This window comes from Protofrankia sp. Cas8, from assembly GCF_963555845.1.
In the GTDB taxonomy this organism is placed as follows: Bacteria; Actinomycetota; Actinomycetes; order Frankiales; family Frankiaceae; genus Protofrankia.
The window spans coordinates 2,347-3,433 of record NZ_CAUVXI010000344.1 but is presented as its reverse complement, the minus strand read 5'-3'; the positions used below and the strand labels follow the sequence as shown (position 1 = coordinate 3,433).

The 1,087-nt window shown below is 66.7% G+C and carries 1 protein-coding gene; it reads left to right on the top strand.

Translation table 11 applies throughout. The features are described 5' to 3' along the window. The coding region (locus tag U9977_RS26575) for a group II intron maturase-specific domain-containing protein (RefSeq protein WP_322752013.1) at positions 1 to 1,015 on the top strand (1,015 nt) is incomplete at its 5' end. Between the last annotated feature and the right edge of the window lie 72 nt (positions 1,016 to 1,087).

Sequence of the window (1,087 nt, the reverse complement as noted above, 5' to 3'; positions counted from 1 at the left end):
CAGCCCGTTGCTGTTGAACATCGCTCTGCACGGGATGGAAACGGCCGCCGGCGTCGTCTACGGTCGCGGCCCCGGCCGCACCGACTGGGTGACGGCCGGTTCGCCGGTGCTGGTCCGCTACGCCGACGACGCGGTGGTCCTGTGCCACAGCGCCGAGGAGGCAACGGCGGTCAGGGACTGGTTGGTGGCGTGGCTGGCCCCTCGGGGGCTGGCGCTCAATACGGAGAAGACCAGGCTCGTGCACCTCGATGAGGGATTCGATTTCCTGGGGTTTTCCGTGCGTCGCTACCGGAACAAACTCCTGATCAAACCCAGCGCGGCGGCCGTGCAACGGCTACGAACCCGGCTCCGCGCCGAGTTCCTGGCGTTGCGAGGCGGGAACGCGGAAGCGGTGATAGGCCGGATCAACCCGATCGTGAAGGGTTGGGCGGCCTACTACCGCACGGTGGTCTCCAGCGACATCTTCGCGAAGCTGGACGACCATCTGTGGCGGCTCACCTACAAATGGGCCATATGTCGCCACCCGAACAAACCGAAAGGCTGGGTGATCCCCCGCTACTTCGGAGCGTTCAACAAGGCCAGGAACGACCGGTGGGTATTCGGTGACCGAACAAGCGGCGCCTACCTCTCCCGGTTCGCCTGGACCGGTATCGCCCGACACCCGGTGGTCATCGGAAGATCGTCACCTGACGATCCGGCCCTGACCGAATACTGGGAAGCCCGGCGGCGTCAGGCACGCCCACCCCTGGAAGGTGGGACCCAGCGTCTCCTACGACAGCAACACGGACGCTGCCCGATCTGCCAGGAAACGCTCCTGCACGCCGACCGGGAACCACAAACCCCCACCGAATGGGAAACGTGGTTCATCGCTATCCGCACGGCACTCACGAAGAAGTACATCGCCGTCGCGGACAGCCGCACATCGGGCCCCACCACCAGCCGCCTCCGCCTCACCCACACCACCTGCCACCCAGCAGGCAGCACAGCACCCCGACCGCCACCACGGACCGCTTGAGCCCGTTGCGTTGAAAGGCGCACGACGGGTTCTGAGGGGGCGGCGGCGCGGCAACGCGCCGCCGCTACCCGA